This is a genomic window from Mesorhizobium shangrilense (assembly GCF_040537815.1).
GTDB lineage: Bacteria > Pseudomonadota > Alphaproteobacteria > Rhizobiales > Rhizobiaceae > Mesorhizobium > Mesorhizobium shangrilense.
This window is the reverse complement of the sequence record NZ_JBEWSZ010000001.1, coordinates 731,925-757,386: the sequence shown is the minus strand read 5'-3', so window position 1 is coordinate 757,386 and position 25,462 is coordinate 731,925. Positions and strand designations below refer to the sequence as shown.

The 25,462-nt window shown below is 62.8% G+C and carries 27 protein-coding genes and 1 other RNA gene; 17 read left to right on the top strand and 11 right to left on the bottom strand.

Features of this window, described 5'->3' with window-relative positions:
- Nucleotides 1–37: 37 nt before the first annotated feature.
- Nucleotides 38–397, top strand: a transfer-messenger RNA (tmRNA) gene (gene ssrA / locus ABVQ20_RS03950).
- 122 nt (nt 398–519) lie between these two features.
- Nucleotides 520–1,071, top strand: a complete 552-nt coding sequence (locus ABVQ20_RS03945; protein WP_354458189.1) for an AAA family ATPase — start codon at nt 520–522, stop codon at nt 1,069–1,071.
- A gap of 55 nt (nt 1,072–1,126) precedes the next feature.
- Here ABVQ20_RS03945 and ABVQ20_RS03940 read toward each other — a convergent pair whose 3' ends face one another.
- Nucleotides 1,127–2,332, bottom strand: coding sequence for a multidrug effflux MFS transporter (locus ABVQ20_RS03940; RefSeq protein WP_354458188.1), 1,206 nt, complete (start codon nt 2,330–2,332; stop codon nt 1,127–1,129).
- Nucleotides 2,333–2,499: 167 nt separating this feature from the next.
- On the opposite strand from ABVQ20_RS03940, the gene ABVQ20_RS03935 reads away from it, so the two are divergent.
- The 4 genes from ABVQ20_RS03935 to ABVQ20_RS03920 all read left to right on the top strand — a co-directional run bounded on the left by ABVQ20_RS03935 (nt 2,500) and on the right by ABVQ20_RS03920 (nt 4,410).
- The gene (locus tag ABVQ20_RS03935) at nt 2,500–3,189 is read left to right on the top strand and encodes a TetR/AcrR family transcriptional regulator (protein ID WP_354458187.1); all 690 of its coding nucleotides are present in this window, start codon (nt 2,500–2,502) and stop codon (nt 3,187–3,189) included.
- 153 nt (nt 3,190–3,342) lie between these two features.
- Nucleotides 3,343–3,882: an SspB family protein gene (locus ABVQ20_RS03930; RefSeq protein ID WP_354458186.1), complete on the top strand. Its 540-nt coding sequence runs from the start codon at nt 3,343–3,345 to the stop codon at nt 3,880–3,882.
- Nucleotides 3,883–3,898: 16 nt separating this feature from the next.
- Complete coding sequence (locus ABVQ20_RS03925) at nt 3,899–4,159, top strand: DUF4169 family protein (protein ID WP_354458185.1); 261 nt, start codon at nt 3,899–3,901, stop codon at nt 4,157–4,159.
- A gap of 20 nt (nt 4,160–4,179) precedes the next feature.
- Nucleotides 4,180–4,410: a ribbon-helix-helix domain-containing protein gene (locus ABVQ20_RS03920; protein WP_354458184.1), complete on the top strand. Its 231-nt coding sequence runs from the start codon at nt 4,180–4,182 to the stop codon at nt 4,408–4,410.
- Nucleotides 4,411–4,456: 46 nt separating this feature from the next.
- Here the strand turns inward: ABVQ20_RS03920 and ABVQ20_RS03915 are convergent, their stop codons facing one another.
- Nucleotides 4,457–6,259, bottom strand: a complete 1,803-nt coding sequence (locus tag ABVQ20_RS03915) for a chloride channel protein (protein WP_354458183.1) — start codon at nt 6,257–6,259, stop codon at nt 4,457–4,459.
- Nucleotides 6,260–6,420: 161 nt separating this feature from the next.
- Here ABVQ20_RS03915 and ABVQ20_RS03910 point away from each other — a divergent pair, with 161 nt between their 5' ends.
- The 3 genes from ABVQ20_RS03910 (at nt 6,421) to ABVQ20_RS03900 (ending at nt 8,220) form a co-directional block, all read left to right on the top strand.
- The gene (locus tag ABVQ20_RS03910; RefSeq protein ID WP_354458182.1) at nt 6,421–6,849 is read left to right on the top strand and encodes a MarR family winged helix-turn-helix transcriptional regulator; all 429 of its coding nucleotides are present in this window, start codon (nt 6,421–6,423) and stop codon (nt 6,847–6,849) included.
- A gap of 132 nt (nt 6,850–6,981) precedes the next feature.
- Nucleotides 6,982–7,287, top strand: coding sequence for a hypothetical protein (locus ABVQ20_RS03905; protein ID WP_354458181.1), 306 nt, complete (start codon nt 6,982–6,984; stop codon nt 7,285–7,287).
- A 33-nt stretch (nt 7,288–7,320) separates the two neighbouring features.
- Entirely contained in the window at nt 7,321–8,220 is a 900-nt protein-coding gene (locus ABVQ20_RS03900; RefSeq protein WP_354458180.1) for a sigma-70 family RNA polymerase sigma factor, read from the top strand.
- Between the two features lie 15 nt (nt 8,221–8,235).
- Here the strand turns inward: ABVQ20_RS03900 and ABVQ20_RS03895 are convergent, their stop codons facing one another.
- The 5 genes from ABVQ20_RS03895 to ABVQ20_RS03875 all read right to left on the bottom strand — a co-directional run bounded on the left by ABVQ20_RS03895 (nt 8,236) and on the right by ABVQ20_RS03875 (nt 15,309).
- A complete protein-coding gene (locus ABVQ20_RS03895) occupies nt 8,236–12,180 on the bottom strand; it encodes an AsmA family protein (protein WP_354458179.1) in 3,945 nt (1,314 codons plus the stop codon).
- Nucleotides 12,181–12,308: 128 nt separating this feature from the next.
- Complete coding sequence (locus ABVQ20_RS03890; protein WP_354458178.1) at nt 12,309–12,830, bottom strand: hypothetical protein; 522 nt, start codon at nt 12,828–12,830, stop codon at nt 12,309–12,311.
- A 105-nt stretch (nt 12,831–12,935) separates the two neighbouring features.
- A complete protein-coding gene (locus tag ABVQ20_RS03885; RefSeq protein WP_354462117.1) occupies nt 12,936–13,211 on the bottom strand; it encodes a hypothetical protein in 276 nt (91 codons plus the stop codon).
- 121 nt (nt 13,212–13,332) lie between these two features.
- Nucleotides 13,333–13,890: a hypothetical protein gene (locus ABVQ20_RS03880; RefSeq protein ID WP_354458177.1), complete on the bottom strand. Its 558-nt coding sequence runs from the start codon at nt 13,888–13,890 to the stop codon at nt 13,333–13,335.
- Nucleotides 13,891–15,309 carry an FAD-binding oxidoreductase gene (locus ABVQ20_RS03875; protein ID WP_354458176.1) on the bottom strand — a complete coding sequence of 473 codons (1,419 nt, stop codon included), beginning with the start codon at nt 15,307–15,309 and terminating at the stop codon, nt 13,891–13,893.
- Between the two features lie 141 nt (nt 15,310–15,450).
- On the opposite strand from ABVQ20_RS03875, the gene ABVQ20_RS03870 reads away from it, so the two are divergent.
- On the top strand, nt 15,451–15,936 hold the full coding sequence (locus ABVQ20_RS03870) for a thioesterase family protein (RefSeq protein WP_354458175.1): 486 nt from the start codon (nt 15,451–15,453) through the stop codon (nt 15,934–15,936).
- Between the two features lie 145 nt (nt 15,937–16,081).
- Entirely contained in the window at nt 16,082–16,279 is a 198-nt protein-coding gene (locus tag ABVQ20_RS03865; protein WP_354458174.1) for a hypothetical protein, read from the top strand.
- A 100-nt stretch (nt 16,280–16,379) separates the two neighbouring features.
- On the opposite strand, the gene ABVQ20_RS03860 is transcribed toward ABVQ20_RS03865, so the two are convergent.
- The gene (locus tag ABVQ20_RS03860) at nt 16,380–16,859 is read right to left on the bottom strand and encodes an Lrp/AsnC family transcriptional regulator (protein WP_354458173.1); all 480 of its coding nucleotides are present in this window, start codon (nt 16,857–16,859) and stop codon (nt 16,380–16,382) included.
- Between the two features lie 89 nt (nt 16,860–16,948).
- On the opposite strand from ABVQ20_RS03860, the gene ABVQ20_RS03855 reads away from it, so the two are divergent.
- The 3 genes from ABVQ20_RS03855 (at nt 16,949) to ABVQ20_RS03845 (ending at nt 19,597) form a co-directional block, all read left to right on the top strand.
- Nucleotides 16,949–17,854, top strand: coding sequence for an EamA family transporter (locus tag ABVQ20_RS03855; RefSeq protein ID WP_354458172.1), 906 nt, complete (start codon nt 16,949–16,951; stop codon nt 17,852–17,854).
- 148 nt (nt 17,855–18,002) lie between these two features.
- The gene (locus ABVQ20_RS03850; RefSeq protein ID WP_354458171.1) at nt 18,003–19,151 is read left to right on the top strand and encodes a PAS domain-containing protein; all 1,149 of its coding nucleotides are present in this window, start codon (nt 18,003–18,005) and stop codon (nt 19,149–19,151) included.
- Nucleotides 19,148–19,597: a response regulator gene (locus ABVQ20_RS03845; protein WP_354458170.1), complete on the top strand. Its 450-nt coding sequence runs from the start codon at nt 19,148–19,150 to the stop codon at nt 19,595–19,597. Before ABVQ20_RS03850 ends, ABVQ20_RS03845 begins: the two co-directional genes overlap by 4 nt.
- A gap of 4 nt (nt 19,598–19,601) precedes the next feature.
- Here ABVQ20_RS03845 and ABVQ20_RS03840 read toward each other — a convergent pair whose 3' ends face one another.
- Nucleotides 19,602–20,501 carry a dienelactone hydrolase family protein gene (locus ABVQ20_RS03840; protein WP_354458169.1) on the bottom strand — a complete coding sequence of 300 codons (900 nt, stop codon included), beginning with the start codon at nt 20,499–20,501 and terminating at the stop codon, nt 19,602–19,604.
- A 256-nt stretch (nt 20,502–20,757) separates the two neighbouring features.
- Between ABVQ20_RS03840 and ABVQ20_RS03835 the strand changes: the two genes are divergently transcribed.
- Together ABVQ20_RS03835 and ABVQ20_RS03830 are read left to right on the top strand one after the other, a co-directional pair.
- Complete coding sequence (locus ABVQ20_RS03835) at nt 20,758–20,907, top strand: hypothetical protein (protein WP_354458168.1); 150 nt, start codon at nt 20,758–20,760, stop codon at nt 20,905–20,907.
- A 9-nt stretch (nt 20,908–20,916) separates the two neighbouring features.
- Nucleotides 20,917–21,351 (top strand): hypothetical protein, encoded by a 435-nt coding sequence (locus ABVQ20_RS03830; protein ID WP_354458167.1) that lies wholly within the window; start codon nt 20,917–20,919, stop codon nt 21,349–21,351.
- 20 nt (nt 21,352–21,371) lie between these two features.
- Here ABVQ20_RS03830 and ABVQ20_RS03825 read toward each other — a convergent pair whose 3' ends face one another.
- On the bottom strand, nt 21,372–21,632 hold the full coding sequence (locus ABVQ20_RS03825; RefSeq protein WP_354458166.1) for a hypothetical protein: 261 nt from the start codon (nt 21,630–21,632) through the stop codon (nt 21,372–21,374).
- 154 nt (nt 21,633–21,786) lie between these two features.
- Here ABVQ20_RS03825 and ABVQ20_RS03820 point away from each other — a divergent pair, with 154 nt between their 5' ends.
- Complete coding sequence (locus ABVQ20_RS03820; RefSeq protein ID WP_354458165.1) at nt 21,787–24,501, top strand: ATP-dependent helicase; 2,715 nt, start codon at nt 21,787–21,789, stop codon at nt 24,499–24,501.
- A 50-nt stretch (nt 24,502–24,551) separates the two neighbouring features.
- On the opposite strand, the gene ABVQ20_RS03815 is transcribed toward ABVQ20_RS03820, so the two are convergent.
- Nucleotides 24,552–25,394 carry a bestrophin-like domain gene (locus ABVQ20_RS03815; RefSeq protein WP_354458164.1) on the bottom strand — a complete coding sequence of 281 codons (843 nt, stop codon included), beginning with the start codon at nt 25,392–25,394 and terminating at the stop codon, nt 24,552–24,554.
- Between the last annotated feature and the right edge of the window lie 68 nt (nt 25,395–25,462).

The window sequence follows — 25,462 nt, the reverse complement described above, 5'->3', positions numbered from 1 at the left end:
TGCGTTGCAATTTGAAACGGGGACAAAGCGCGATTGCGGCCTTTCATTTTCGACGACTGCCCCCTATATTCGATTTGTCGGCTTGACCGACTATGGCGATAAATGGGCGATGAAATAAGCCGTTCGGACCCGGGGGCGGTACCCGGCGCCTCCACCAAAAACCGCTCTTGTGAGAGAGCGGCTTTTGCTGGGGGCGAAATAGGATCGACGAAGGTGTAAAGATCGTACTTTTGCCCGGCATGGTACCACCGTCATCGGGCTAAACTAGTAGTTGCAAACGACAACTATGCGGAAGCACGTCTCGCTGCTTAATGCAGTGCGATAGCTTCAAATCAAGCCCTAGGGGTTCGCACTTCTAGGCGGGGTTCGGAGGTACCTGGCAACAGAAACCTCCACTTCTCCCATCCTCTGACATGTATGGACGGCAGGCCTCGTCGACGGGCTTTCGCACTGCTGATCGTGCGGGCCGCAACGTCGCCTTGCCGCCGTGTCCAACCACACCCCCACCAAGGACAAGAAATGCAAAACGATTCCGATCGGTTCTTTGTGCTGACCGGCGGTCCGGGCTCCGGCAAGACCACATTGATCGAAGCCTTGCGTTCAGCCGGCTTCGCCACCTCCGTCGAGGCAGGGCGCGGCATCATCCGCGACCAGTCAGCGATAGGCGGTCCCGCCCTGCCCTGGCATGACCGGGCACTCTTCGCCGAATTGATGCTGTCGTGGGAACTGCGCTCCTATCAAGGGTCTATCGAACAGAAGGGGGCCGTCTTCTTCGATCGCGGCGTACCGGACACCCTAGGTTATCTCAGGCTGAGCGGCCTGCCCGTACCCGGACACGTCAGCGCCGCGGCGGACCGCTTCCGCTACAACGCGCGCGTCTTCATTGCCCCGCCCTGGCCGGACATCTTCGCGCAGGATGAAGAACGCAAGCAGACACTGGACGAGGCCGAGCGCACCTACCATGCGCTGGTCGGCGTCTACACCGAACTGGGCTATGAACTGGTTCCGCTGCCCCTGGCGCCGGTCGAGACGCGGCTGCGATTTGTGCTGGCCGAGGCAGGACTTGTCTGATCTTGCATGAAAAGGCCGGGATTGACCCGGCCTTTCATCGCTTGTTGGTGACGGCTTACTCCGCCGGCGCTTCGACGACTTCGCGTCCACGCCCGAGCGTCACCTTGGCCAGCGTGAAGGAGATCACCGCGCACAGCGCGATGCCCGCCACCATCGGCAACGGCGTCCCGTCGAAGAACACGCCGGCAACACCCATGGCGAGTGCGCCGATGGCGAAATGCAGCGTGCCCATCAGCGCAGAGGCCGTGCCGGCGATCTCGCCATGCTCTTCCATGGCCAGCACCGAAGTCGTCGGAATGACCAGGCCAAGGAAACCGTAGCCGACGAACAGCAGTGCCGCCATCACGTCGAGCCGATCGATGCCGGAGGCCATTACGGCGAACAGCACCACCATCGTCGTTGCGTAGCCGGCTACCGCGACGCGCACGACACGCCGCAGTCCGAACCGCTCCGCCAGCAGTCCCGTCATCTGCGACATGCCGATGAAAGCCACGGCATTGATCGAGAAGAACACGCTGTAGACCGAGGGCGACAGCCCGTAATGGTCGATCAGGATGAAGGACGAGCTCGACAGATAGACGAAGAAGCTGGCAATGCCGAAGCCGGCGATCGCCGTCAGGCCAAGGAAATTACGATCGCCCATCAGGAAGCGATAGCCGACAAGCGCGGTGCCGAAGGAGGAGCCGACGCGGTCTTCCACCGGCCGCGTCTCCTTGAGCGAGGTCGCCAGCAGGATGGTTGCAAGTGCGGCCGCACCTGTCACCGTCCAGAACACGGCGCGCCAGCCAATATTCTCGATGATCACGCTGCCGGTCAGCGGTGCCAGGATCGGCGACACCGAAAACACCAGCATCAACAAGGACATCAGCTTGGCGGCCTCGGTGCCGGTGTGCAGGTCACGCACGATGGCACGGGGCACAGCCATGCCGGCGCTGGCGCCAAGGCCCTGCAGGAAACGGAAGGCGATCAGCCACTCGATGGTCGGTGCCATCGCCGAACCGATGCCGCCGATCATGAACAGCACGAGGCCGCCATAAAGCGGCAGTTTGCGGCCGACCATGTCGGAGATCGGCCCGACGACGATCTGGCCGAAGCCCATGGACAGGAAGAAGATCAGCAGGCTCATCTGCACGGCGGCGGTGCCGGCGTGCAGATCCGCGCCGATCGACGGCAGCGCGGGCAGATACATGTCGATGGCGAACGGGCCGATGGCGGACAACAAGCCGAGCACGACCGCGATGCGGAGGAATTTGGGACTCATGATAGTGGCTTCTTTCGAATCTGGCTGCCGCCGCTAGGCGACGTCTAACCCTAGGACGTTCCATCCCATGAGGTTCCGACACTTCTTCGGAGTGGAACCTCTTCATATCGTGTCCACAAATTTAGACAGTCTTGTCCAAATCGTCAATCACCTCTATATAGATTTGCATGAGACCAAGCGTTTCTCCTGACACTTTCCCGCCACGCGGCCACGAGGCTAAGCGCGTGTCCATCGTCGATTCCGCAGCGTCCGTGTTCTGCCGCGAGGGCTTCGCCGGCGCCAATATCGACCTGATCGCGGCCGAGGCCGGGGTTTCGCGCCAGACGGTCTACAATCATCATGGCGACAAGGAAAAACTCTTTATTGCCGTGGTCCGCGATCTGACCGAGCGTTGCAACGCCGGCATCTTCGCCACCATCTCCACTTTCCCAGACCAACCCAGGGATCTCGAGGCCGATCTGATCGCGTTTGCGGTGCGCATGAACCAGAACTGCATCTGCAACCGCGACGGAAAATTCCTACGCAAGCTGATCCAGACCGAGGGCGAGCGCTATCCCGAGCTGTTTGCCGAATGGCGCGAACAGGGTCCTGGCAGGACATGGCCTGCGCTTGCCGCCCGCTTTGCCCGCCTCGCCTACGGCGGTTATCTCGCGATCGACGATCCCGATGTCGCGGCGCGGCAGTTCCTCAGCCTCGTCAATGCCGAACTGCAGACAATTTTCATGCTCGGCGGCACGCCAAGGGACGATGAGGTGCTGCAGTCGGCGACCAATGGCGTGCGCACCTTCCTGCGCGCCTTCGGCAGGCGCAAGTCCGCGGCCAGTACAGAAAAGCTCAGCGCGCTGGCCAGCGCCTGAATCATGCGCCAGCTTTGTTGAAATGTCGCCAAACCGATCAAAATAGACGACAACAGGCCTAGCTTCGGCATCGGCTCGATCTATATGCCGGTTTACGCCGCCCTCAAGCTTGATTACAGCTATGCGGACGATTCAACGGAACCTGACCGTCACATGGCCGACGACCACATCCGCTACGACATTCTGGCCCAGGAGGCATTGCGCGGCGTCATGCGCAAGGTTCTGGCCGAGGTCGCGCGCACCGGCCTGCCCGGCAACCATCATTTCTTCATCACCTTCCTGACCGGCGCGCCCGGCGTGCGCGTGTCTTCGAGGCTGCGCGAGCGCTATCCCGAACAGATGACCATCGTCATCCAGTTCCAGTATTGGGACCTGAAAGTGACGGAAACCGGCTTCGAGGTTGGGCTGTCCTTCTCCGATGTTCCCGAAAAGCTGGAAATTCCGTTCTCGGCCGTGCGCGGCTTCTACGATCCGTCGGTCAATTTCGAACTGGAATTCGACGTCAAGACGGAGGGCGCGGCGGCCGACGAGCCAGCCGCCCAGCCAACTCCCGAGCCGCTGACAATCGTCTCGGAGAAAAAGCCAAAGGCGGAGAAGAAGGCCGCCGCCGAGGCCGAAAAGAAGCCTGCTGCGGCGGATGCCGCCGCCAAGGGCGCGGAAGTCGTCTCCCTCGACGCCTTCCGCAAGAAATAATCCGACGAGCCACGCCATGGGCGACATCGTCAATCTCCGCCAGGCCCGAAAGCAGAAGGCGCGGGACGAGAAGTTGCGTGACGCCGAACAGAACCGGGCCTTGCACGGTCGTTCCAAGGCAGAGAAGCAGCGCGACCGCCTGATCGCCGACAAGACCGAAAGCTTCGTCGACGGGCATCGCCGTGAGTCCGGCGACAAGGACAGCCAAAGCATCGGGGATAGCCAAGGCATCGGGCCGAAAAATGCGCAGCGGTTTTCGGACGAGCCCGATGCTTGAAGCAAAATGAGACGCCGCCCGTGAGCGCGGTCGTGAAACGATCGGTGACCATTCGCGGCCACCGCACCAGCTACTCGCTGGAAAAGCCCTTCTACGACGACCTAGTCGCGATCGCGGCGATGAGAGAGCTGACGCTCGCCGCTCTTGTCGCGGAAGTTGATGAGACTCGCCCCCGCGACACCAATCTGTCCTCGGCGCTCCGGCTCCACGTCCTGGGATGGGCGAAGCGCGGCTCTATCTCTTTGTTTTAACGCAATTCCGGACGGAAAGCCGCTACGCACTTTTCCTGTAATTGCTCTAGAGGCTTTCGACCACGTCTTCCTTTTTCCCGCGTCTTGTGCCGAAGCCGATCAAGGTCGAGCGATCGCGCTCCTCGGCCTGCTTCCTGGACCGCACGCGCATCAGATCCTTCCAGCCGACATAGCCGACCAGCCGCGCGTCTTCGCGCGCGACAACCGGCAGATGGGACACATTGGCCATCAGCAGCTTGTCGGACAGACCTTCCAGATACTCATCCGGGTAGGCGAGCGTCACCTTGCTCCCGGCCAGCAACTCTCCAAGCGTCGTGGTGCGGTGCGTGCCCGCGCGTCTCCAGCGCAGGATCGCCGGCGGGTCGATGAGACCGAGCACATGCCCGTCCTCATTGACCACGGGAAAACTCGGATGCCGCGTTTCCGGCGCGGTCAGGAACGCCGCGGCGCCATGCAGCGTCATCGTCGACGGCACGCTCTCGACATTTGAGGTCATCACCTCACGCACCCTGGTCAAGGCGAAGGGATCGACCCGATATTCGCGAACCAGATGGTGTCCCCTTCTGGCAATCTTCTCGGTCAGGATCGAGCGCTTCATCAGCAGCACGGTGACCGCATGCGCCGCGGCACAAGCCGCGATCAGCGGCACCAGCATGTGCGTATTCCCCGTCAGTTCGACGGCAAAGAAGGTCGCGGTCAGCGGCGCACGCATCGTGCCGCCCATCGTCGCCGCCATTGCCAGCAGCGCCCAGAAGCCCGGATCCGCTGTGGGCAGAATGCCGGCGAGCACGGCTCCCATCGCCCCGCCCATGATCAAGAGCGGCGCCAGCACGCCTCCGGATGTCCCCGACCCGAGCGCCACCGACCAGATGATGGCCTTTACCACCAGCAGGATGAGTGCCGCCGTGGCGATCGTGCGGCCGTCCAGCATATCGGCGATGTTGTCATAGCCGACGCCGAGCGCCCGCGGTTCGATCAGCCCGCCGATGCCGACCACCAGACCGCCAATCATCGGCCACCACATCCAGTGAATGGGCAGTTTCTGGAAACCGTCCTCGCAGGCATAGACCATCTGCGTCAGCAACCCAGATAACAGTCCCGCACAGATGCCGATCGCGACCCAGCCGCCCAGGCCGACAAAGGAAATCTCCATGCCGCCCTGGAACGGAAAGATCGGTCCGGGCAGATGCAGCATGGTGCGTTCGACCTCGGCAATGATCGCGGCGACCGCCACGGGAATGAAGCTGCGCGGCGTCCATTCGAAGAGCAGCAGTTCCACCGCCAGCATGATGGCGGCGATCGGCGTTCCGAACACGGTGGTCATGCCCGCTGCCGCGCCCGCCACCAGCAACGTCTTGCGTTCATTGTCGCTGACCGGCAGCATCTGCGCGATCAGCGACCCGATGGCGCCGCCGGTCATGATGATCGGCCCTTCGGCGCCGAATGGTCCGCCGGAGCCGATCGAGATCGCCGACGACAGCGGCTTCAGGATCGCAACCTTGGCATCCAGCCGCGAGCGGCCAAGCAGGATCGCCTCGATGGCCTCGGGAATGCCGTGGCCGCGAATCTTCTCGCTGCCGAAGCGCGCCATAAGGCCGATGATCAGCGCGCCGATCACTGGAACAATCACTGCGGCAAGCCCAAGCGGCGTGTCCTGCAGTTTCAGGTCGGCAAGCGAAAACTGCCCGAAATAGGCGATGTTGGTGGCAAGCCGGATCAACTTCAGCAGCGCGATGCCGGCAAACAGCCCTGCGGTCGCCACAACCACGGCTATGGCGGCAATGAGCAGCACTCTTGCATCGGTCGTGAAATCCCTCAGGTGCTCGGGATTGGGATGTTTGGTCTTCATGGCTTTGCTTCCTGGCGGCAGGCCTTGGTTCGGATATGCGGCACGGTCGAAGCGGCCGCCCGCTTTGTTGGCGCTGATGTATCGTAACGCGATATAAATATTCAAGCTGGTTTTGCACGAAAACCGTTTGAGCTTTCGCCGGAATGGAACAAAGGTCGGATATGACGCAGCCCAGGAAACCCCGCCCCGACATCAAACAGGCCGACTACCAGCGCCTGTCCGAGTTCCGCTACCTGATCCGCCGTTTCCTCGAATTCAGCCAGTTGCAGGCGGAAGACGCCGGCCTGACCCCGCGCCAGCACCAGGCGCTGCTGGCAATCAAGGGCTTTCCGGGAGGCGGACCGGTAACGATCGGTGATCTGGCGGAGCGCCTGCGCATTCGCCACCATAGTGCCGTCGAACTGGTCAATCGTCTGGGCGAGGCTGGACTGGTTACGCGGGATCAGGACAAGGACGACCAGCGTCGCGTCCTGCTCAGGCTGACCGAGCGCGCCGACGACTGCCTCGCCGAATTGTCGGCCACGCATCTCGACGAGCTTTCACGAATCGAGCCGATGCTGAGGCGCCTGCTCGTTCGAGACGGCGACTGAAGCCACGCTCCATCGGCTTCGGCATTTTGGCCGACGGGAATTATTTTCCCAGAACCGAATCCTTTGCCCTCCCGCAACGTCTCGGACATGAGCGGCGTTGCAGAATGCAGGGCGGCGAAGGGAGCAGACGAGATGAAACACCACCTGATCCGCTACAAGACGAAACCGGAACTGGCAGGCGAAAACGAGCGGCTGGTCAAGGCTGTGTTCCAGGAGTTGCGCGGCAAGTCGCCTGAAGGCGTTCGCTACATGACTTGGAGATCCGATGACGGTACCTTTGTCCATCTGGTCGAGATAGAGGCCGAGGAGCACGCGAATGTCATTCCCGGGCTTGTCGCATTCGAAGCCTTTCAGAGCGGCATCCGGGATCGCTGCATCGAGTTTCCGCACCGCGACTTGATGACCGTCGTGGGAAACTACAGGATGCTGGACGAATAGCGGCCGGTGCAACGTCACGAGGCGACAGGCGGCATGAACATCACCGTTTCCGGCAACGCCAAGCCTTTCGATCGCCTGTTCGGTGAAATGCGCCCGAAGCTGCACCGCTATTGTGCCCGCATGACCGGCTCGGTCATCGATGGCGAGGATGTGCTGCAGGAAGCGCTTGCCAAGGCAATCGAAGCGTTGCCGGGCGCCGGTCCGATCGCGAACCCGGAGGGCTGGCTGTTTCGTATCGCTCACAATGCGGCGCTCGACTTTCTACGCCGCCGCGCCCGTGAGAAGGCCTTTTCCGGCGAGGACCTGGATATGATCGTCGATCCGGTAAATCCCACCATCGATCGCGAGGTCGCGGCTGCCAGCCTGCGTACTTTCATGAGCCTTCCCGTTGCGCAGCGAAGCAGCGTCATCATGATGGACGTGCTCGGCTATTCGCTACAGCAGATCAGCGCCATTCTCGACACCAGCATTCCCGCCATCAAGGCTGCCCTGCATCGCGGCCGTGGCCGCCTGCGCGAAATCGCCGATCAGCCGGACGAGCATCCGTCACCAGTCCTGAGTATGTCGGAGCGTACGCTGCTCGAAGCTTATATCGATCGCTTCAACGCCCGTGATTTCGACGCCATCCGCGATATGCTGGCCGACGAGGTGCGGTTGGAGCTTGTGGCCAGGACCCGGCTCAACGGTCATAAGGAAGTCAGCACCTACTTCCACAATTATTCCACAAGGCAGGATTGGCGCTTCGTCCCCGGCTTTGTCGAAAGCCGACCGGCGGTCCTTGTCTGCGATCCCGATCCGGGGGCGCCACCATCCTATTTCATCCTGCTGGCGTGGCAGGCCGGCAGGCTTCTGGCCATACGCGATTTTCGCTATGCCCGCTACGCGGCCGATGGCGCCGAAATGTCCTTGTTTCGAGAGCCGCCGTTGGGATAACGGCACCCTGCCCCGTCAGCCGCCATCCAGCGATTTCAGCAGATTGTCGATCGCCGACGGCGCAAGCTTTGGCGCGGGCCGGGCCGGCGACGGATTGTCGTTGGCCGGCGGCAGCGGCGCCCGCTCGATCCGCGGTTCTTGCTGCGCGGCCTTGCGTTCGGCATCTCGCCTGGCCTTTTCCTGCGCGGCGATCCGCGTGGCCTCCTCGGCCTTCTGGCGCTCCTGCTCCTGAATCTGCTGTGCCTTGGCTGCCTCGTCGGCGGCCTGCTGCTCGGCCTTGGCGGCCGCATCGGCATCTGCTTTCGCCTTGGCGTCCGCATCCGCCTTTGCCTTGGCATCAGCCTCCGCCTGCGCCTTTGCATCGGCTTCGGCCTGGGCCTTTGCCTCGGCTTCAGCTTTCGCCTTGGCTTCGGCCTCGGCTTTCTGCCGCGCCGCTTCCTCTTCTTGCTTGCGTAATTCCTCGGCGGCCTTGTCGCGCTCGGTCTGCAGCGCCGCGTAGTAACGCACCTCGCGGCGCAGCCGCTGCTTTTCAAGCAGCGCCGCCTGCATCGCCTCGACCCTCTGCTGCTCCTTTTCCAGCGCGCGCTGGGTCAGGAACTGCGCCAGCGGCTCGCTGTCGAAGGTCCTCTGGGCGGCCCCGAATGGCCCCTCGACGGTGAAATTCACGCTTGGTTCGGAGCCAACGAGCGACTCGTCGCCCGGCTTGTAGGTGATGGCGCCCTTGGCGCTCACCTTGCTGGCGTTGAGGTCCGCCATGATGTCCGCCGACAAGATCGCCGCCGGATTCCCGAAGCTGAGCGGTGGCGCCCTCAGCGTGCCGCTGGCCACGGTGAAGGCAATGTCGGCATCCCCCGCCGAAAAGCTGCCGTCGGCGGCAAGCTGCGGCGCGAAGCCCGCGGTCTTGGCGGCATCGATATCACGTCCGATCGTATCGGCCTTGGCGATGAAGGCGCCAAAGGCATCGGGATTGAAGCCGGCGATGGTCAGCCCTTTCAATGCAGCCGTGCCGGAACCGGAAAGTGCGGCGACCATGGCTTCGACCGATTTGCCGCTGGTTGAAAGCGATGTCGAGACATCGCCGCGTCCGCTGATGCCGGCCTCCGGCAGCACGGCCGCCAGATCAGCACCGGCAAGCTTCATCTGAGCGGAGAGCAGGCCGGTGCCGTCATTGTTCTTCAACTCGAACAGGCCACTCAGCGCACCACCGAGAAACTTTGCCTTGAGATCGGAAACGCGGATGCCCTCCTGGTCGAGCTTCAGCGAGAGCTTTGCATCATAGGCCGTCGCGAACGGACCGGCGGCAAGGGATGCCGCGGTCAGGTCGAGGTCGGCGGTGAACGGCAGGCTGGATTTCTGGCTGAAAGGCGCCGTCGGCCAGCCGCCATTGGTGCCAAGAAAAGCCTGGTCGCCGAACAGCGACACCGCCATCGGGTCGAGATCCAGTTCGTCCAGCATCAGTGCGCCCGACAGATGCGGCAGCCCGTTCTTCACATCGATATTCACGTCGCCGGAAACCGCCGCCTCGTTGATGGCGCCGCTGAGACCGTCCAGCACGAGCAGGCCGTTGCCATAGTCGGCGTCGGCGGCAAGCGAAGTTGGCATGCCCGCGCCCATACCGGGCAGGCCAATGCCGGTGGTCATCAGCCAAGGCTCGATATCGGCGGCTTCAAGGTTGATCTTGCCCTTGGCGCTGGGACCTTGCGCCGCGTCGGCGACCGTCCCCTCGAAGCCGACCTTGAAATCATTGCCGTGCAGGTTGAAGCTCGTCGTCAGACCGCCGCCCAGCGTGCCCTTGGCCTGGATATCCGTGCTTGCCTCGCCGAGCATGCCGAGCGGCAGTGCCGGCAGGCCATAAAGCGCCAGCAGCGCTGTGGCATCGGTGTTCTTGGCGTTGAAGGTGAGCGTCACAGGTGCGTCGGCAAGCGCGTCGATCTTCCCCTTGCCGGACAGCGATGCCGAAAAGGCCGTGCCACCGGCTTTCCCCTGCCCGCTGACCGCGAGGCCGGTCGTGCCGTCGCCATTGTCGGCGGCACTTGCCACAAGGTCGACGCGCGCATCCTGGAACAGGTCGGGATACCCAGCCGCGCGCGCCGACAGGCCCTTCAGCACCGCATTGTCCGGATAATGCTGCGCCGCTGTGTCGATCAGCGGCTTCAGGTCGACAGCGACCACCGAGGCGTCGAGCTTGCCGGTCGTGTTCACGGGAAAATCCTTGATCCGCCCGGTGGCGCTGATCGAGGCGCCGGCCAACCCGCCGATGGACAGCTTGTCGATTTCGAGCAGCCCGTCGCGCAACCTAAGCGCCGTATCAACGGTGTCGGCGGTCAGGCCGCCGGCACTGACCGGCCCGGCCTTGATCTGGAAATCGAGATCGCGATCGGAAAAGCGGTTGGCGCCCTTGTCGCTGACGAAGATCGAGGCGAAGGCCGCCAGTCCGTCGACGTCGAGGTCGCCGCCTTCCAACCGCATCAGCACGGACGGCTTGGCGTCGTCGGGCTGGCTGGAATCGATGCGTCCGGAAAACCTGGCCTTGCCAAGGATCAGTTCGAGACCGCTGAACGACTGCAGCTTGTCGGTGAGGTCGACCTTCGCCTTGAAGCCGGCGGCGGGCAGCCGGCGGATCGCTTCATCGACATCCTTCGACAGCCATGCGGCGAATCCCGAGGGCTGCGCCACGGCCACAAGCAGCGAGCCGGTGAAGCCGAAATGGTCCTGCACGCTGAGCAGCCCACTGGCTTCAAGCGTCGTCCGTCCCGGTAATGTCGCGGCCAGCGACTTCACCGACCAGCCGCCATCGGTCGGCTCGGCGGAGAGCTGCACATTGCGAACGGTCGTATCGCCGGCCACCACCGCCGGCAGCTTCACTTCGAGCGTGCCTGGAATGGTCGGCTTCGGCAGGCTGAGCAGGGCTTGCTCGAAGGCCGCGACACGCTGCGCCAGCGTCAGCCCGGCGCCGCCGGCAGCACCCACGGCTTCGTCGAACTGCACCTGGGCGCCGCTCGCTTCGATGGAAAACCTTGGCTTCAGTCCGAGATCGACCGAGGCCTTGCCGTCGGCGGTATAGGGATTGTCCAGCGGCCCGGTCTCGAAGCGGAATTCATCGATGCCAAGCTTCTGGTGGTCGAGCGCGAACTTGCCGTTCAGCCGGAAGCCGGGATCCGGCTTGCCCGTGCTGACCTTGACCGTGTCGCCATCCGTGCCGCGCAACTGCGCTGTGTTCTTGTCGGCACCCGAGATCTTGAACTGGCCCGAATAGGCGGCAGCACCATTGACGATGCCGGCATTGCCGTCGGTCTCGATGATCAGCGGATAGGCGTCGGGATCGAGTTTGAGCCTGACCCGCATCTGGCCCGAACCTTCGGCCTTGCCGGTGGAAGCCGCGATCGTGCTGCGCAAGCCGTCCAGCCGCAGCGAACCATCCAACCGCCATGGTCCGGCCAGCGACTTGGCCGATATGGTCGAATTGATCTCCGAAATCAGATGACTGCGCCCGCCGGCGGCATGGCGCAGTTCGATCTGCCCCTCCGTCACCGTCAGCTTCTCGATCGATATCTGGTTGAGGTCGAAGGGCGAGGACGGCCGCATCGCCCAGTCGACGGTGCCATCAGCGGCAATGTCGATCGTCGCCTTCGGATGCACCAGCCGCATGTCGAAGATCAGCACCTCGCCGCGCAGGAAGGGCGCGAGTTCGGCATCCATCGAAAAGGTCTCGACGGTCATCGCCGGCTGGCCGCCGGGGCCGCCGGCGACGGCGACATTCGAGAAGGTCACGGACGGAAACGGCAGCAGCCTTGCCGTGGCATCGCCCTGCACTGTGACCTTGCGGCCGAGGATGGCGCTCGCCTCGCGCTCGAACTCGGCGCGATAGCCTGTCCAGTCGACAAAGTACGGCACCACCAGCGCCGCACACAGCACCAGCACAAAAAGGCCACCGAAGATCACGAACAGGCGAGCGAGCATCAGCTCCGAAGCGGTTGATTGAAATTCAGCCGCACTCTATCCGCATCCGCGTGTCGATAAAGAGGCAATTTCCCTTCGCGGACGCCCGCGAGCACAATCTTCGTTCGCTCGGTCGCGGGCGAAAAAACTCAACGCGCGTCGCGCTTTGCCTGCGCCACCTTGGCCGCCTGCCGTTGCCTGCCGAGTTCCATCGGACGAACAAGGTTCTGCGCCCTCTGGTTGGCGATCGCGCGCATGCCCTTGTGCGCCGTGCGCGTGTTGAATTCCGGGCCGGCGGGCGTCGCTTTCTGCTTCATGGCCAGCGCGTGGCGCGCATTCTCGACCAACGAAACGCTGGCCGCCAGCTGGCGGCGGCGCTCGGCCTCGCCGTTCAGCCTTCGCATGGCCATGGCCAGCACCGCGAGCTTCAACTGCGAGCCGCCATCGGCCTTCGAAGGCTTGGCGCCTTTGGGCGCGCCCTTGCCGCGTATTTCACGGCGGCGACGATGCGCCTCGGCCTGCGCCTTGTCGCGCCGTTCCCGCAGCAGCTTCACCAGCCCTGCAAGGTCGGCATCGGACAATTCCTGCACCGCCGGATGGTGCGACTTCTCCACCAGCGCGTGTTCGTCCGCACTCAGCGCCCTGGCCTCATCCTTGCGTGAAATCGCCATGACATCGTTCCTCCACTGACACGCCTGCTTGGTTCAGGCCTTGCACACCGAAAGTCTCGGCCTGAATGGCGGCGCGGTCAAGACATCGGGAAATCCGGTAGTGGGTCAGTTGAATTTAAATGAAGTCGGCGCTCTGATCGTCTTGCAGATAGCCGAACACACGAAAGCCGTCGGGAGTTTCCTCTCCTGGCACATGTACCTTTCTAAGAACCGACCGGACGAGAGGTCTCGCTCCGCTGGCGTTTCGACCTGAATATCTAAGTGAAGGATCGACGCGTACCCGCCGTCCCTAAAGTGGTAGAACCATTCACGGTCGGGCTTTGAGCGATAGCCGTCCGTTGAAAGTGTGCTCCATGACGGGGGTGGAGTGAGCGCGTACATATCCAGCCGAAGCTCATCCCATTTTGTATTGTTCATCGTCGGATGAAGCATTTCATTCCTCTCAAAGCCCTCGCTCCTTTTAAGGGCCACGCACAGGTGGCTGCCCACTGCAGGAAATCCATCAACTCCGTCGCCGGAGCCTGTCAAGAAAGCGAGCCGGTTTGGCGTGCTGCGCCGGGGCACGATGTCCTACAGTCTCCATCAGCACGGCCAGGATCGCCCCCTCCCGCAAGCTGGTGGAAAAGCTCTCGGCAACGAACTCGAGTGTAGAGTCATGGAACGTCAGGATGAAATGCCGATAGTCCGAAAACAGGTCCGGTCTGTGGGACGTATGAACCCGATTTGCCCTTTCCAGGGAGCCGATCCAGGACGAATTGATGACTTCGAACGCCGAATATGGCTTCAGTCCCAGCCCGTACAACCGATGCCCGCTGATAGCTTCGTCGTTCGGCGGGCCGAATTGAAACGCCAGATAGGGGTCCGCCGTCAGAATCGCGACGAACTGGTTGCCTGTCCTAGGCGAAACCGAGCGCGGATTCGTGCCATCAAACGAAGAATCCGGTGTGTCGGCTAGATAAGCAACGAACAGTATGCCTTCGTCCGCAAACACATGAGGGAGTGGCGCACCGGCCGACGAGAGCGGCACCTCGATCGGCAACAGGGTTTCGGCGGCTGACATCTAATGGCCGATGCCCGGCAATATCTTGCCAGGGTTCATGATGTTCAGCGGATCGAGCGCTTGCTTGATGGTGCGCATGATGTCGACGCCATGGCCGAGTTCATGGCGCAGGAAACCGACCTTGCCTTGCCCGATGCCGTGCTCGCCGGTGCAGGTTCCATCCATGGCGATCGCGCGCATGTTGAGCCGAGACACGAATTTCTCCGACAGCGCGATCTCACGGGGATCGTCGACGTCCATCAGCACCAAAACGTGGAAATTGCCGTCGCCGGCGTGCCCGACGATCGGCGCGATCAGCCCCATCTCGGCGATGTCGGCCTCGGTTTCCATGACGCATTCGGCAAAGCGCGAGATCGGCACGCAGACATCGGTCGACAGCCCCTTGGCGCCCGGCCGCAGCGTCAGCGACGACCAGTAGGCATCGTGCCTGGCCTTCCACAGTTTCGTCCGTTCCTCGGCGACGCTGGTCCACAGGAATGGCCCGCCGCCGTTCTCTTCCGCGATCATGCCAAAGGTTTCGGCCTGTTCGGCAACGCCGGCATCGCTGCCGTGGAATTCGACGAACAGGCACGGGCTTTCCGGATAGTCGAGCTTCGAATAGTTCTTCATCGCCCGCATCTGCAGCCCGTTGACCAGTTCGATGCGCGCCACCGGAATGCCCATCTGTATGGTCGCGATCACCGCGTTGCAGGCCGCCTCGACGCTGGGAAACGGACAGACGCCGCCGGAAATCGCTTGCGGAATGCCTTGCAGCTTCAAGGTCAGCGAAGTGATGATGCCGAGCGTGCCCTCCGAGCCGATCAGCAGCCGGGTGAGATCATATCCGGCCGAGCTCTTCTTGGCGCGCTTGCCGGTCGTCACCGTCTCGCCATCAGCCATGACCGCCGTCAGCGACAGCACGTTCTCGCGCATCGTGCCGTAGCGCACGGCATTGGTGCCGGATGCCCGCGTCGCCGCCATGCCGCCGAGCGAAGCATTGGCGCCGGGGTCGATCGGGAAGAACAGGCCGGTGTCGCGCAGATGCCGGTTGAGGTCCTCGCGCGTCACGCCGGGCTCGACCGTGCAGTCGAGATCCTGCGGATTGACCGAAAGGATGCGGTTCATGCGCGAGGTGTCGAGCGAGATGCCACCGCCCGGCGCATTGGTGTGGCCTTCGAGCGAAGAGCCGACGCCGAAGGCGATCACCGGCACGCGGTGTTCGGCGCAGGCGCGAACGATCTCCTGCACTTCAGCCGTAGACTCTGGAAAGGCGACGCCATCGGGCGCCTGCGTCGGAATATAGGTGGTGGTGTGGGCATGCTGCGAACGGATCGCCTGGCCGGTCTGAAAACGCTCGCCGAACCGCTGCTTGAGGATGCCGAGCACCGCGGCTATCCCCTCTTCGTTGCGTTCGACCGGATTGAGGTCGCTCAGAGCCATGAATTCCTCCGCGAATGGACTAGCGTCCATGCTTGCCATGCAGCTATGCGAATGGGCCAGCGCCCACGCTTGTTATGCATGCTTGGATGCGTAGTCTGCCCTGCCACGCTCTGTCCAGCACCACGATAAGGAAGTTCCTGCATGACCATACCCGCCCCCTTCGTCTCCAAAGCCATGGGCATCGAGAAGGACTGGATCGACTATAACGGCCATCTCAACATGGCCTACTACAACGTCATCTTCGATCGCGGCACGGACGAGGCTTTCGACACGATGGGCATTGGGCAGGACTATGTGAAGCAGCGGCGGCTGACCATCTACACCGCGGAAATCCACGTCTGTTACGTCCAGGAACTGCATCTCGACCACAAGGTCACCGTTTCCATGCAGGTCCTCGACCATGACGAGAAGCGACTGAGAACCTATCAGGAAATCCGCCACGTGGATGGCTGGCTGGCCGCCACTTCCGAAACGCTGTCGCTGCATGTCGACATGTCCGGCCCCAAGGTTGCGCCCTTCCCGGCCGATGTTCTGGCCAAGATCGAGGCGGTGCGCGCGGCCCATTCGGCGCTGCCGATGCCGGAGCGCGCCGGCCGTTCGATCGGGATCCGCCGCAAGACCGCTTGAAGCGTCCGGCCGGCCGCGTTAACCTTACCAAGGTTTTAACGGGAACAAGCCGATTGAGCCGTTGAACGACTCAGCGGAGCGGCCGAAAACGCTCCGCATGAGTTGGGATATGGGTGACGGGGCGGAGCCGGTTCGAGGGACGTGCATGAAAACCGACATCAAGGTCGAGGTGGACAGGCTGGCCGCCGATCCACGCATCACCGACTATGATTTCTGGCGCTCGCTCAAGAACGTCAACAACGAAATCTTCCACATCGCCAACAACAACGAGCCGATCCCCTTCGACATGATCCGCTGGCGCGCCATCCTGAAGCGGGCGCGCATGAAGCGTGGGCATGTTTGACGCCGGTGGATTGTGGCCGATGCCGCCAACTTCTTGCAAGTTTGCGCTGTCCCTCATCGGGCAGCACAGACTTAACAGGCAAGCACGCAGGATCACATGCTCAAGCCGGGCGCTTGAGCGCGCCCAGCGGCGAGCGCGCCACCACCGGCGACGACTGGATGATCGCCGTGTTGGTCATCGCGTAGGGAATGATCCGGTCGATCACCCGTTCGAGCTCTGCCACCGAGCCGACATGTGCCAGCGCGATGAAGCAATCCTCGCCGGTCACCCGGTCGCACTGCGCGATTTCCGGTAGGTCGCGGATGATCTCGGCCACGACTGCCAGTTGTCCGGGCACCGGCCTGATGCGCAGCCATGCCGATAGCTTCATACCGAGGGCGGCGAGATTGATCCGCACCGTATAGGCCTCGATCACCTCGTTCTCCTGCAGCCGCTTGATGCGCTCGGCCACGCTCGGCGCCGACAGGCCGACCGCGCGCGCCAGTTCGGCGGTGCTGGTGCGGGCGTCCTTTTCCAGCAGGCGCAGGATTTTCAGATCCGCCGCATCGAGTTCGGCATTTTCGCTTCGAAGGCGTTTCAACGAAAACTCCTTGCATCTGGAAAGATGCTAGCCAGTTCGACCAATCATCATCCATATAAATCGCTGATATCGCCTGCGATACTGATCGCATGGATGACCGAACGCAAGCGCCAGCCGCAAGCCCCGTCCTCGCCGCTCCGGTATTCAGCGGTCTGGCAACATCGCTGCCGCCGCATGTCTGGTTTGGCGTCAGCGCCATCTTCCACTATCTCGGGCCCGCCTTCGCCGTGCTGCTTTTCCCGCATGTCGGCGTGCTCGGCATGGCCTGGCTGCGCATTGCCACCGCCGCGCTCATCTTCGCGCCGCTGACCCGCCCCTGGAGGACCTTCGCGAGTGCCGACCGCCCGACGCGGCTTTTGCTTCTGGCCTTCGGCACTTGCCTTGCGGTGATGAACTGCTCGTTCTACCTGGCGCTCGACCGCTTGCCAATCTCGCTGGTCGCGGCGATCGAATTCGTCGGCACCATCGGCATCGCGGTGATAGGATTGAGAACCCCGCGCAACCTTGCAGCGCTTGCCATCGCCGTCACCGGCACGCTGCTGTTGATCAACGTCAAATGGTCCAGCGACTCCACCGGCTTGTTCTGGGCCTTTCTCAATGGCGCGCTGTTCATCGGCTATATCGTGCTCGGCCACCGGGTCGCCCGCTCGGGCGCGGGCAACGGCATCGCCGGCCTCGGCGCGGCCATGGCCGTCGCCTTCCTCGTCGTGCTGCCGATCGGCTTCACCGACGCGCTGCCCGCCTTTTTCTCGGCCCCTCTGCTGCTCGCGGCCATCGGCGTCGGCATCTGCTCTTCGGTCATTCCCTACATCTGCGACCAGCTCGCCATGTCGCGGCTGCCGCGCGCCAGTTTCGCATTGATGCTGTCGCTGCTGCCGGTCACCGCCACGCTGATCGGCATCCTTGTGCTGCATCAAATACCGAGCGTGACCGATGTGCTCGGCATCGCGCTGGTGGTCGCCGGCGTCGCATTCCACAAGCCTGCCTCAACGTGAACAACGCCGTAAACACACAATTTTTCAAACACTTGCGCAAATCCGGTTGCGGTTCCGTGATTCGGTCCCGCTGCGACAAGATGGCTCAAGATTGAACCATCTCGTCGCCGAGCCGTTGCCCTCCACGAAAACGGCTTGGAGTGAAAGAATGGACTGGAAACAGACCAGGGAACCGGCCGACGCATGGCACATGACGGACGATTTGCATGCCGAACACGGCAAGGGCGATCCGTTCGCAGCGGCCATACGCGCCACCCGCATGTCGATGATCATAACCGATCCGCGACGCCCGGATAACCCGATCGTCTTTGTCAACGACGCCTTCCTGCGTCTGACCGGCTATGAACGGCAGGAGGTGATGGGCCGCAACTGTCGTTTCCTGCAGGGTCCCAAGACCGACAAGTCGATGATCGACAAGGTGCGGGATGCGATCGCTGGCGGTACCGACGTCAGCGTCGACCTGTTGAATTACCGCAAGGACGGCTCGACCTTCTGGAATGCGCTGTACATCAGCCCGGTGTCCAACGATCACGGAGAACTGCAGTTCTACTTCGCCTCGCAGCTCGACGTGACCGACCGCAAGCGCTCGGAACACCGCATCACCGCCGACAAGGACCGGTTCGAGAAAGCGGTCAAGGAGCGAACGAAGGAACTCGAAGCAGCCCTGGAAGCGCAGACCACGCTGCTGCACGAGGTCGACCACCGCGTGAAGAACAATCTGCAGATGATCTCGTCGCTGATCGTCATGCAGAGCCGAACGATGAAGGATGACGGCATCCGCCAATCGATGACCACGATGCTGGAGCGCATCGAAGCCTTGAGCACGGTGCACCGCCGTCTTTACCAGTCGAAGGACGTCAGCAAGTTCGATGTCTCGGATTTCACCCGCGACCTCATATCCGACCTGCTCACCGCGTCGGGACGCTCGGAGATCAAGTCGAAGCTTGAACTCGAACCCGTCATCATCCCGGCGGAAAAGGCGACGCCCGTGGCGCTGATGGTCAACGAACTGGTCACCAACGCGCTGAAGCACGCCTTCAAGGAAAAGCCCGATGGAACAACCGCCGGCAGCATCGGCATCAAGATGAGCCAGCCCGATGGCCATTTCAAAATCGAGGTATCCGATGACGGTGTCGGCATGGCCGATGCAAGCGGCGATGCGTCCTTCGGCATGCGGCTGATCAAGTCACTTGCCCGGCAATTGCGCGCCGATATCGAGTGGCAAGACGCGGGGCCCGGCACCAAGGTGCTCATTTCGATGCCAAACGAACCGCAGCAGCAAGGGAACATGTCATGATTGAACCGCTGAAGGTCCTGATCGTCGAGGACGAGGCGCTGCTGGCAATGGAGCTCGAAAGCCTTGTCGAGGAAGCCGGCCACAGCGTCGTCGGCTGGGCCACTTCGTCGGAGGAAGCCAGGAGCATGGTGGACGCCACCGATGCCGACATCGCCTTTGTCGACATTCATCTGACCGACGGCCCGACCGGTGTCGATGTGGCCGAATATATTGGCGAAAGACAGCGCTCGGTGGTCGTGTTCATGACCGCCAACCCCAAGCGCATTCCCGATCATTTTGCAGGCGCGATCGGCGTCATCGCCAAGCCCTACACGATGAGCGGGCTGACCTCGGCGCTGCGTTACCTGCAGGAGGGCGTGCGTCGTCCGCCGCCGGTATCGGTCCTGCCGGCGGGTTTCACCCTGTCGCCGGCATTCGAGCTCGACTGGGCTCCGGCGATCGCCTGACCCGTCACGCCAGCTTCTGCTCGAGGAAGGCGATCGTCCGGCCCCAGGCAAGGTCGGCCGCCGCCTTGTCGTAGCGGGCCGCCGACGTGTCGTTGTTGAAGGCATGGTTGGCGCCTTCATAGACATAGACGGCGTATTCGACATGCGCGGCGTCGAGTTCTTTCTTGAAGGCATCGATGCCGGCATTGGTGCGCGTGTCCAGACCGGCGTAGTGCAGCAACAACGCGGCCTTGATCTTCGGCACGTCCTCGGCCTTCGGCTGCATGCCGTAATAAGCCACGGCCGCCGCCAGGTCGGGTGAATTGACGGCCAGCATGTTGACCGTGCCGCCACCCCAGCAGAAGCCGACCGCCCCAACCTTGCCGTTGCCGTCCTTGTCACCTTTCAGGTAGGCGACCGTTGCCACGGCATTGGCGGCCACCTGTGCCGGGTCGAGCGTCGAAAACAGGTCGCGCACCTTGTCCTCGTCATCTGGCGTGCCGCCGAGCGGCGACATGAAGTCGGGCGCCAGTGCCACGAACCCTTCCAGCGCCACGCGCCGTGCCACGTCGCGTATATGCGGGTTGAGACCCCTGTTCTCATGCACCACGATGACCGTGCCGAGCTTGCCGCTCTGATCCGCCGGCCGGACCAGATAGCCTTTCATCTCGCCGCCACGACCGGGATAGGTGATGTCCTCGCCTTTCACGCGCGGGTCGCTCTCGGCGACGATCGCCGCCTGTGCCGAATTCGCCGCCAGCAGTGGTGCGATGGCGGCCGCTGCCACGCCCGATCCGGCAAGCCTGGTCACATGGTCCATGAAGCGGCGGCGGTCGAGCGTCAGATGCGTGTATTCGTCATAGGCGTCGATCATCGCCTGGGTGATGGCGGGCTTTGCGGGCGTGGTGGCGTCGGATTTTGTCATGGCGCACTCCTCGGTTCTGAAAATGCCGTCGATCCCGGCAAGATAGGGGCGAGGTTGTCATCGTCCAGCCACGGCTGAGCCACACCGCAAGCAGTCGCCGGCCCCTCGCCGTGAGGTGATTGCGCCCGCGCCGTCATCACATTTTAGTCATCGGCGAAAAATCTTGATGGTACTGCCCCAATATATAGGGAGACTACCTCGGTTGGCTGTGCCCACTTCTGGCGCAATCACCACCTGACCAGAAGGAGCAATACAGATGACCTTCCCGATCTTCGCCAGCACATTCTTGCTCGCCGCGGCCGCCCTTCTGGCATTGCGCTCGGCGACTGCCAACGCGAGCCGGCAATCCATGGTCAAGGTGCGCAGCAATCAGCGCCGTCCCGTTAGCACGAAAACCCAAGGTTGAGGTGAAGTCATGAACGTCCAGGACATTGTGAACACCGTCTCGCAAAAAGCCGGCCTCGACCAAGCAACCACCGAAAAGGTCGTCGGCACCATCTTGTCGGTGATGGAGCATGAGGCGGAAGGCACGACCATTTCCAGCTTCTTCGCCAAGATTCCGGGCGCGGATGACCTCGCTCACCAATATGACGTCATGGCGGCAGCGCCCGCGAGCGGCGGCGGCTTCCTGTCGTCGCTGCAGGGTGCGCTCGGAGGCGTTCTCGGCGAAAAGGCCGGCGCATTGGTCAATGGCCTCGCCGCGCTCAAGGGCACAGGCCTCGACATGTCCCAAATCCAGCAAGCCGGCACCGCGCTGGTTCAACAGGCCGAGGCAGCCGCCGGCCCGGGCCTGACCAATCAGGTGCTTGGCTCCGTGCCCGGCCTCAAGAGCCAGCTCGGGCTCGGCTAGGCCGACACAATACTAGCCGGCTAAAGGTTCGCACTGCCCCTCATCTGCCTGCCAAGCAGACTCTCACCTCGGATTTCGCCAATCTCCAGCGTTGCGGAAAGTGCACCGAGGATCGCGACAGCTGCCTTCTCCCCGTCACTATACGGGGAGTTGAGGAGTGGTCCGCGCAGCGGACGAAAAGCCAACTGCTTGGCTTTTCGAATGACGAACGCCGGCAGGCGGATGAGGGGCAGCGCCAGCATTTGACCGAATGCGACGACAACGCCGGTCGCGCCCGCCAAGCGCGGCCCAGGCCAAGATAGCAGTCCGGGCTTGGGGCCCAAGTCTTGTCGCACCCGTCTTCCGCAAGGCTTGAACGGCCATATCCAGCAGTTTACCAGAACAAAACGTAGACACTTCTGGCCTTTCGCTCCCGAATCACTACATTCGGGGGCGATGTCCGGCTTTTCGGAAGACATGCCCTTTTTTGACGAACCGAATGCGCGCCCCTCGGCCCCTTCGGGCATAGCCGCGCGCGCCATGGCTGCCCGTAGCGGCCACAACAATGCGCCCGACTATCTCAAAGGCCTCAACCCGGAGCAGCGGCTGGCGGTGGAAACCACCGAAGGCCCGGTTCTGGTGCTGGCCGGCGCCGGCACCGGCAAGACCCGCGTGCTGACCACCCGCATTGCCCACATCCTCGCCACCGGCAGGGCCTTCCCCTCGCAGATCCTCGCCGTGACCTTCACCAACAAGGCCGCGCGCGAGATGAAGCAGCGTATCGGCCTGCTCGTCGGCGAGGCTGTGGAGGGCATGCCCTGGCTCGGCACCTTCCACTCGATCGGCGTCAAGCTGCTACGCAGGCACGCCGAGCTCGCCGGCCTGCGGTCGGATTTCACCATTCTCGACACCGACGACGTCGTGCGTCTGATCAAGCAGCTCATCCAGGCCGAAGGTCTCGACGACAAGCGCTGGCCGGCCAAGCAGTTCGCCCAGATGATCGACGGCTGGAAGAACAAGGGGCAAGGTCCGGTGGACATTGCCGAGGGCGACGCCCGCGCCTTTGCCAACGGCAAGGGCCGCGAACTCTACAAGGCTTATCAGGAACGGCTGAAGACGCTGAACGCCTGCGATTTCGGCGATCTTCTGTGCCACCCGATCCGAATCTTCCGCGCCAATCCGGATGTGCTGAAGGAATATCACAAGCGCTTCAAATACATACTCGTCGACGAGTATCAGGACACCAACACCGCCCAGTACATGTGGCTGCGCCTGCTGGCGCAACGGCCGCAATCCTCCCCCCTTGAGGGGGAGGTGCCCGCGAAGCGGGCGGAGGGGGTCGCCGCAGGAGGCACCGCCCAGTCATCAAACGCGTCGAGCACTGCCGCGCGGACCCCACCCGACCGGGCTTCGCCCGGCCACCCTCCCCTCAAGGGGGAGGGAAACCAGCGCCATTCCACCGTAAACATCTGCTGCGTGGGCGACGATGACCAGTCCATCTATGGCTGGCGCGGGGCCGAGGTCGACAACATCCTGCGCTTCGACAAGGATTTTCCCGGCGCCACCATCATCCGGCTGGAGCGCAACTACCGCTCGACCGCGCACATACTGGGTGCTGCCTCCCACCTCATCGCCCACAATGAGGGCCGCTTCGGCAAGACGCTGTTCACCGACCGCGACGAGCCGGAAGACGGCAAGGTGCATGTCCATGCCGCCTGGGATTCCGAAGAGGAAGCCCGCGCCGTCGGCGAGACAATCGAGAGCTACCAGCGCCAGCAGCACAATCTCAACGACATGGCGATCCTGGTCCGCGCCTCCTTCCAGATGCGGGAATTCGAAGATCGTTTCGTCACGCTCGGCCTTAACTACCGCGTCATTGGCGGCCCGCGCTTCTACGAGCGGCTGGAAATCCGCGACGCCATGGCCTTCTTCCGTGTCGTCGCCCAAGGCGCCGATGATCTCGCCTTCGAGCGTATCGTCAATGTGCCCAAGCGCGGTCTCGGCGAAGCCACCATCCGCCAGATCCACGACACGGCGCGGGCGCTGCGCATTCCCATGCTGGAGGCCGCCGCCAAACTCGCCGAGAGCGACGAGTTGAAGCCGAAACCGCGCGCGGCCCTGCGCGAAGTCTCCGCCAATTTCGAGCGCTGGCAGAAGGCGCTGGAAAACACGCCGCACACCGAACTCGCCGAGACCATTCTCGAGGAGAGCGGCTACACCGACATGTGGAAGAACGACCGCTCGGTCGAGGCGCCGGGACGGCTGGAAAACCTCAAGGAGTTGATCCGCTCCATGGAGGAGTACGAATCGCTGCGTTCCTTCCTCGAGCATGTCGCGCTGGTCATGGACTCCGAGCAGAATGCCGAGCTCGACGCCGTCAACATCATGACGCTGCATTCGGCCAAGGGTCTCGAATTCGAGACTGTTTTTCTCCCCGGCTGGGAGGAAGGCCTGTTCCCGCACCAGCGCGCACTGGATGAAGGCGGCCGTTCCGGCCTGGAGGAAGAGCGGCGGCTGGCCTATGTCGGCCTGACCCGCGCCAAGAAGAACCTGCATCTGTGGTTCGTCTCCAACCGCCGCATCCACGGCCTGTGGCAGTCGACCATCCCGTCGCGCTTCCTCGATGAACTGCCGGAAGCCCATGTCGAGGTCGCCGAAAGCGGCAACTCCTATGGCGGCTACGGCAATTCCTATGGCGGTGGCTCGTTTGCGCCTGGACGCGGCGGCCAGGGTGGCAGCCAGGGGGCAGGACGGCAGAACCCCTACGGCGCCTCGCGTTTCGACAATGTCGGCGCAGGCAACGAGAAATCCGGCGCTTTCTCCAACTCCTACGCGACGCCAGGATGGCAGCGCGCGCAAGCGAACCGCACCGAGGCGACCGACCGCAACTGGGGCTCGCGCTCCGGCCACCAGGTCGAGCGCATCGGCTATGGCGAAACCGATTCAGGCTATGGGGCCGGCCGCACATCCGTCAAAGGCCACACCATCGACGGCGAGCTGGTCGCCAAATCCGTTGCCGACAAGCCCTCCGCCTTCAGCGTCGGCGACCGCGTCTTCCACCAGAAATTCGGCAACGGCAACATCTCCTCCATCGAAGGCAACAAGCTGACCATCGACTTCGACAAGGCCGGCCAGAAACGCGTGCTGGACGGGTTTGTCGCGGCGGTGTGATCCGATCGCGAGATGGAGCTGCGCGCTGGCGCGATGGCACCGCGCACGGTTCATCCCTTCAATTCTGCGAGCGCTCTCTCCAATGGCTTCAGTGAGATCTGGATCGGTCCGGCGAACGGCATATCCATGTCCATGATCAGGTAGAACGTCGCGGCAATCAGGGCCGCCGAGACCAGGAAGGTCGAAATGGTGATCGCATTTCGTGGCGCCCCGAAACCGAAGCTGGCAAAAATCAGCACAAGCCAGGCAACTAGCATCGCGATCAGCAGCCTGGGGATCGAGCCTTCGGACTGCTCGACCAGAACCCGACGAAGTTCCAGCATTTCCTTCAGGCGATGATGAGCATCTTGCAGCAATGAGCCGTGCGCGGCATCCACCGGTGTTATCGCGCTCAGCCGGGTATCGACCTCCTTGAGCAGAAGTTCCGACAGTTTGTTGGCTGCCGGTATTTCGGCACCTGATGGCTCGCCTATGACCCGCCGCAAATAGGCGACGAGCGGTTGGCGGACCTTCGCGGCTTCCGGGCCGTATTGGCGCAAAGCCCGGTCGAGAAGGATCATGTCCGCTGCATAGCTGCGCACATTGTGATCGATTGATTCAAAGGTGTTCCTCGCCGAATTGACCATCAGGCCCAGCACGATGGCGGTCATGACCACGAACAGCGTGGCGGGGAGCCGAACCACGCGGCTTGTATCGTTCTTGCGATGTTCGGGCGGCAAGCTGTTGGAGACCGCCAAGCTGACCAGCGAAGCCGCTGCCAGGCAAGCGAAGATCGCCACTGCGATGAGAACTTCGCGCATGCTCGCCATTTCTGCACGGGACGCGCGGATTGCCAATGGCAACGTGGATATGGAGTGCTCTCGGCTCAGAGTGTTCGCGCCTTGCTCAGCCAAAATGCCGCGCGGTAATGTCCGGCTCCTTCACGCATGGCGGCGTGATCAGCAAGGAGGGTCGGCGATCC